Genomic DNA, 6357 nt, shown 5'->3' on the forward strand with positions numbered 1-6357 from the left:
GGGGCTTCCGAAGGCTTGACCCATCCACGTTGATTGAATCGCCCAAGCGCAGCACCAGCCGGGCATCACTTCCTTCATACGAGAAGTGGCATGTCATCACCTTGCCTGAGACTGTCATTGATTCTGCTCCTTCATGGGAGACAGTGATCAGCGGCGAGTCCCTGACCTGGAGGGCCGTCTGCGACGGATCGTTCAACGGGTTCCGCCCAGAAGAACTCGAGAAGCTCAATCTCGTCAGGAATCGAGAACACGTCGCTGCTCATCTAGTCCACACCGCCCTTCTGTGCCCCCGTGGCGAGGTCGACTTCGAACGTCTGCATCGCCTCCGTCCGCATGTCCCAGTACTCACCGATGATGGAGCGCTCCGTCAACCACCTGATGTGCTGCCGCCACCAATACCTCCATGAATACAGCGGAGGGCACGCGGCTTTCCAAAACCACCTGGGTCGCGTGTTGTCGCTGACGTTGACACCTCAGCATGAACTCGCCGTCGCTCAGTGAAACATCGAATGAGAACGGACCATCCATGAAATGGCAGCACGCCGTGGCAGCATGCCCTGACTGAAGCCCTGTCAGCTCCTCCAACCACCACTTGAGCAAAACCACGGGAGCGTCATTCCATGCGTCGTCCGGAAAGGAGCTTTCTTCTCCTCGGAGGAGAATCACACCCGAGATCATCCCCGACGCAGACATAGCCAGGGTGTTGGGATCCACATGTACCGTGAGCATAGGGCCAGCCATCGAAATCGGCGCGGAACGCACTCCCGAAGAGACAGCTGACGCGAGAATGTCATGGATGGCGGCATCCAGGGCATCCGTGTCCAGCAGGACTTTGCTCGGCACATAGCCTCCCCCTGCCGTGCTGAAGAATCCAACATGGCCCGCGTCATCGCACGCGGGCCAGTCGAATTCGTATCCCTGGATGTCCTGCACTGACTTCATGCTCATCTAGAGCACCTACGGTACAAGCGGGCGCTTGCACCTCAGCCTTCACGAAATTCAATCATCCAAGTCACAAGCCCATTGAGCAATGACACCAAGCTGTCTCTCTGGAGCCCTTCATGATGTTGACACATCACTTGCTCACTGGTCGCGACGCTGAGGCTTTCGATGTCACAGAGCCCATTCTCCCAGAGCGAGACACGTGAAAGTATCAGCTCGGACTGAAGATCGATGTAGGCGCTCTCGGCCCCTCCTTCGAAGAACTCCACCTTGACTCCCTTGCTGGCGAGCGCCTGCTCCTGTTCGGCGCACCAGGAGCGAAGGACGTCAATCAAAGGTGTTGGCATGGCTCGTGAGGTAAAAGGACTACTCGACCAGCGCGAACTCCACCCGGCCCAATTGCTCATCCGTGGAGACGACCTTCACGGTGATGGGCATGCCCACGGTGAAGGTCCGCGTCTTGCCCACCATGGATAGCTCGCGCGCGTCCGGACGGTAGGGGCCTCCAGCGAGTCCTTCCGCCGGCACCATGCCCTCCACCCACATGCCATCCAGTTGCGCCACGAGGCCGAAGGGCTTCACGCGCACGACGCGCGCCGGGAACTGCTGGCCGATGCGGGTGGACATGAAGCGCGCTTCCAGCTCGTGGTGGCGGTCCACCTCCGCGCGGTTGGCGGATCGGGCGCGCACGTTGATGTGCTGGGAGAGCGTTTCAATCTCCGGGTCCTCGTGCACGAAGTCGCGCCGGCCGTGGAGGTACGCCTTGATGAGCCGGTGCACGGCGAGGTCCGCGTACCGGCGGATGGGCGACGTGAAGTGCAGGTACAGCGGCGCGGCCAGGCCGAAGTGCGGGCCCGGCTTCACGGTGTAGCGGGACGGACCCAGCGAGCGGCGCAGCACCGAGCGCAGCGCGGCCTCTGCCTTCGCTCCGGCGATCTGCCGGTCGAACGCGGCCAGGGCCAGCGGGGTGAGCTGCGCGCCAAAGCCCGCCGCGAACCCCGAGTGCAGCGCGAACGCGTTCACGTCCGCCACGCGCTGGGGGTCCGGCTGTTCGTGCACGCGGTACACGGTGGGCACGCCGCGGGTCATCAGCCAGGTGGCGATAGCCTCGTTGGCGGCGACCATGAAGCGCTCAATCATGTTGTGCGCGGAGGTGTCCTTCTCCCCGGCCAGCCCGGACACGGCGCCCGTGGAGGTGTCGAAGGTGAAGCGCGCCTCGTCGCGGGACATGGCCATGCCGCCCCGGGCCGCGCGGGACACGGCGAGCCGCGCGGAGGCCAGACGGAACCAGGGCATGGCCTCGCGCACGGGCTCCATGGCGGGGGACACGGTGCCATCGTCTAGGAACTCCGCGACCTCGTCGTAGTTCAGCCGCGCCCAGGAACGGATGAGACTTTCATAGACATCCGCGGCGGTGACGCGGCCGTCGGGGTCGATGCGCAATTCGACGGTGAGACAGTGGCGCTCCTCGTTGGGCACCAGGCTGAGCCAGTGCGAGGACAGCTCCTCCGGGAGCATGGGGAGCACGCGGCCGGCCAGGTAGACGCTGGTGGCGCGGGCGCGGGCCTCCAGGTCCAGGGGGGTGCCCTCCTTCACGGACTCGCTCACGTCCGCGATGGACACGAGCAGGCGCAGGGCGCCGTCAGGACCCGCGGGCAGCACGGAGATGGCGTCGTCGATGTCGCGGGTGGAGGGCGCGTCCACGGTGACGGTGGGGATGGAGCGCAGGTCGCGCCGGGCGCCGCCCAGGGCGTGGGGGGTCTCCTTCGCGCGGAGGGCTTCCTGGACCACCTCCGGGGAGAAGTCCCGGTGGAGGCCGTGGCGGGCGATGACGCGCTCCAGGGAGCGGTCCGCGCCGGGCTCCAGCTTGTAGAGGAGGACGACCTTGCCGTCCGCGATGCGGGCGACGACGGCGTCGTTGTGCTGGACGGGGGTGGCGCCCGGGTCCAGGGGCCAGTCGGTGTTGGAGACCTCCTTGTCGATGCGCAGGAAGAAGGCGCCCTTGCGCGACACGACCTCGCCGTAGACGGCGGTGCGGGTGCGCTCCACGAGCGACAGGCCGGACGCGGTCCACCGGCCCTCGCCGGAAGCGGTCACGGTGGCGGAGACGACGTCGCCCGCGAAGAGGGGGTTCAAGTCCGGAGGGGTGATGAAGGCGGACAGCACCTCCGCGGTGCCGGGCTTCTGCACGGTGAGGAAGCCGAAGCCACGGGGATGCACGTCGACGCGGCCGGTGACGGTGCGCGGGGAGGCGGAGGTGTCCATGTCAGCGCCGTCGTAACCCACCTCCAGGGTGGGCGGGGAGAGCTTGGGATGCATGTTGCGGCTACGACGCCGGCTTCGATGACATCCTGACCTGACGTCGCTGGGCTACTTGCGTTTGCGTCGGATATGGCCAAGATTTCTGAACGGTCACACCCGGAGGAACCCATGACTTCGCCCCCAGCTGATGGCCTTCCGCCCCGGACGTCGGAGCCTGTCGCCGCCAGCGACGTGACGCTGGAACAGGTGCGGAAGCTCGCGCGGCTCATCACCCGGGAGCTGAGCGACAAGGGTGGCGGACACCCGCTCTTCTCGCTGCTGGGGCCCAACCATGAGTCCGTGCCGTTGCCAACGGATGTGCTCGCGCTGATGCAGCAGTTGCTCGCCATCCTCGCGTCGGGGGATGCCGTCACCGTGGTCCCCGTCCACAAGGAGCTCACGACCCAGCAGGCCGCGAACCTGCTCAACGTCTCACGGCAGTACCTGGTGCAGCTGCTCGACGAGGGACGGATTCCCTTCCACCGCACGGGCACGCATCGTCGCGTCTACAGCAAGGACGTCCTCGAATACCGCGCACGGCAGAAAACGGACCGCCGCTCCCAGCTCGACGCGATGATGCGGGAGAGCCAGGACGCCGGGGGCTATCCCGAACTCGACTGAAAGAGCACGAGGACGCCCTACTCCGTGATTCACGCTCCGTTTCCTGTCGTCCTCGACGCGAACGTCCTGATTCCCCTCACGGTCTGCGACACGTTCTTCCCTCGTCAGATGACTGTCAGTACCGGCGCTCGTTGCGCTGTCCGTCTGTCCCCCGGGCCGTCCTCCGTGTCGGACAGTTCGTGCCTGCCTTCCGGAAACCCGGGCCTCGCCCGGACGGAGGCGCATCCCCTCAAACCCTGGCATCCGGCCAGAAACGGGGGTCCGGGCCTTTCGCACCAGTGCCTGCCCCGGTGTAGAGTCGGACCCCTTCAATGGCTGGGACGACGCTGACGCTCACTCCGGACGGGTTCCGCGGCCGGGTGTTGGGCAAGTACGAGGTGCTCTGCCGCCTGTCCACGGGCGGGATGGCGGAGATTTTCCTCGCGGCCCAGAAGGGCCTGGCCGGCTTCCGCAAGATGGTGGTGCTGAAGCAGATCCTCCCCGACATCCGCGGTGAGGAGGAGTTCGTCCGGATGTTCCTGGACGAGGCCAAGGTCACGGCCGCGTTCAACCACCCGCACATCGCCCACGTGTACGACCTGGACGTGGCGGACGGCGAGCTGTTCCTCGCCATGGAGTTCGTCCCGGGCGCCACCCTGGTGGAGGTGGCCCGCGCGTGCCGCTCCGCCCACGAGCCCATCCCCATGGGCCTGAGCCTGATGGCCGTGCGTGACACGGCCGTGGCGCTCAACTACGCGCACGCCTTCACCGACCCGCTGGGCCGGCCCTCGCCCGTCGTCCACCGCGACGTCGCCGAGAAGAACATCATGGTGACGTACGAGGGCGTCACCAAGCTGCTCGACTTCGGCATCGCCAAGAGCCTGGCGCGCGCGAGCCGCACGCAGGTGGGCATGGTGAAGGGCACCAGCGGCTACATGTCCCCCGAGCAGATCATGGGCGACCCGCTGGACGCCCGCAGCGACCTGTTCAGCCTGGGCGTCGTGCTGCACGAGTGCCTCACCGGCATGCGGCTGTTCTACGCGAAGAGCGCCGAAGCGATGATGAACGCGGTGCTGAGCGGGGACGTGACCCCGCCCTCGCGCGTGAACAAGGAAGTGCCGCCGGAGCTGGACGCCATCGTCCTCAAGGCGCTCGCGAAGCGGCGCGAGGACCGCTACAGCACCACGCTGGAGTTCGCCCGCGCCATCGAGCGCGCCGTGGGCCCGCGCATCTGGCACCCCGAACAGAGCAGCGAACTGATGCTGCGCCTGTTCACCGAGCGCCGCGACCAGACCCGCCTGCTGCTGATGAGCGGACAGTCGACCGGGGACGGCACCTCCAGCGAGACGCAGGTGGCGCAGGTGCTGGCCCGGGGCATGGACGTCCCGGAGCCGGTCACGATTCCTCCCACGGGGGCGCTGCCGCAGATCTCCTCCACGCTGCCGCCTCGCGCGCCGGCACCTCCTCCCAAGGCCCCCGCTCCGGCGAAGGCGCCGGCCCCTGCTCCGGGAGCGTCCGGGCGCCGCAACACGACGGAGGAGCTGGCGGTCCGCAAGCCCGCGCCGGCGCCGTCCTCGCGCCGGGTGTCACCTTCAGCGGAGACGCCCCGGCCGGCTCCGCCCACGGATGAGCTGTCCTCGCGGCCCGACGATTCCGAACCGGGCGTGCGCACCCAGCCCGCCCTGCCGCCCGTGATGCTGGATGCGTCGCTGCGCATCACGGCGTCCCAGGTCACGACGTCTCCGGGCTACGTCGAGAGCGAGACCATCCTCACGCCGCTGTCGCGCGTGGGTTCACAGCCCCCCGAGGAACCGAAGACGCGCCAGTCGAAGGAGCCTCCAGCCTTCGTGCCGCCGTCCGAAGAGCCCCGGGCCCGGGGTGGGCGGGAAGCGTCGTCCGAGGAGGGCCGCTCGCGGTCCGCCCGTGATGGCTCTCCGGAGGATGCACGGCCGCGCTCCGGGCGTGACTCCGCGGAGGAATCACGGCCCCGTCCGCCGCGCGAGGCCTTCAACGCGCCTTCCGAGGACGTACGGCCCAAGCCACCGCGCGAGGCCTTCAGTGCATCCGGTGAGGATGCGCGGGCCCGTGCCGAAGAGTCGCGGCCCCGTCCTCCGCGCGAGGCCGCGAATGGATCCGCTGAGGAGACACGGGTCCGTTCGGGTCGCGATGCGGCGAATGGCACCACCGACGACGCACGGTCCCGCTCCGCTCGCGACGCTTCGAACAACAGCGCCGAGGACTCACGGCCCCGCCCTGCTCGCGATGGCGCGAACGGATCCACCGACGACGCACGCGCCCGTTCGTCCCGTGATGCCTCGAATGGCACCACCGACGACGCACGGTCCCGCTCCGCTCGCGACGCTTCGAACAACAGCGCCGAGGACTCACGCCCCCGGCCCGCGCGCTCCTCCACGCTGGACAGCTTCCGCGTCACCCAGCCCCACACCCCTCCACAGGCCCTGCTGAACGACAACGAGACGGCCATCGCCCGCGTGCCGTCTCTGCCTCCCGAAG

Annotated in this window: 5 protein-coding genes; 2 read left to right on the plus strand and 3 right to left on the minus strand. The window is 67.7% G+C overall.

Going from position 1 to position 6357, the window contains the following annotated elements; translation table 11 throughout:
• Positions 1–345 precede the first annotated feature (345 nt).
• The 3 genes from D7W81_RS42030 to D7W81_RS21600 are packed head-to-tail and all read right to left on the minus strand — an operon-like array spanning position 346 to position 3207.
• On the minus strand, positions 346–948 hold the full coding sequence (locus tag D7W81_RS42030) for a hypothetical protein (RefSeq protein WP_147445575.1): 603 nt from the start codon (positions 946–948) through the stop codon (positions 346–348).
• Positions 949–983: 35 nt separating this feature from the next.
• A complete protein-coding gene (locus D7W81_RS21595; RefSeq protein ID WP_147445576.1) occupies positions 984–1289 on the minus strand; it encodes an immunity protein TriTu family protein in 306 nt (101 codons plus the stop codon).
• Between the two features lie 19 nt (positions 1290–1308).
• A complete protein-coding gene (locus D7W81_RS21600) occupies positions 1309–3207 on the minus strand; it encodes a ribonuclease R family protein (protein WP_120557287.1) in 1899 nt (632 codons plus the stop codon).
• 165 nt (positions 3208–3372) lie between these two features.
• On the opposite strand from D7W81_RS21600, the gene D7W81_RS21605 reads away from it, so the two are divergent.
• On the plus strand, positions 3373–3864 hold the full coding sequence (locus D7W81_RS21605) for a helix-turn-helix domain-containing protein (protein WP_120557285.1): 492 nt from the start codon (positions 3373–3375) through the stop codon (positions 3862–3864).
• Positions 3865–4175: 311 nt separating this feature from the next.
• A partial coding sequence (locus D7W81_RS21610; protein WP_147445577.1) for a serine/threonine protein kinase occupies positions 4176–6357 on the plus strand: 2182 nt, incomplete at its 3' end.

It is taken from the genome of Corallococcus aberystwythensis (assembly GCF_003612165.1).
In the GTDB taxonomy this organism is placed as follows: domain Bacteria; phylum Myxococcota; class Myxococcia; order Myxococcales; family Myxococcaceae; genus Corallococcus; species Corallococcus aberystwythensis.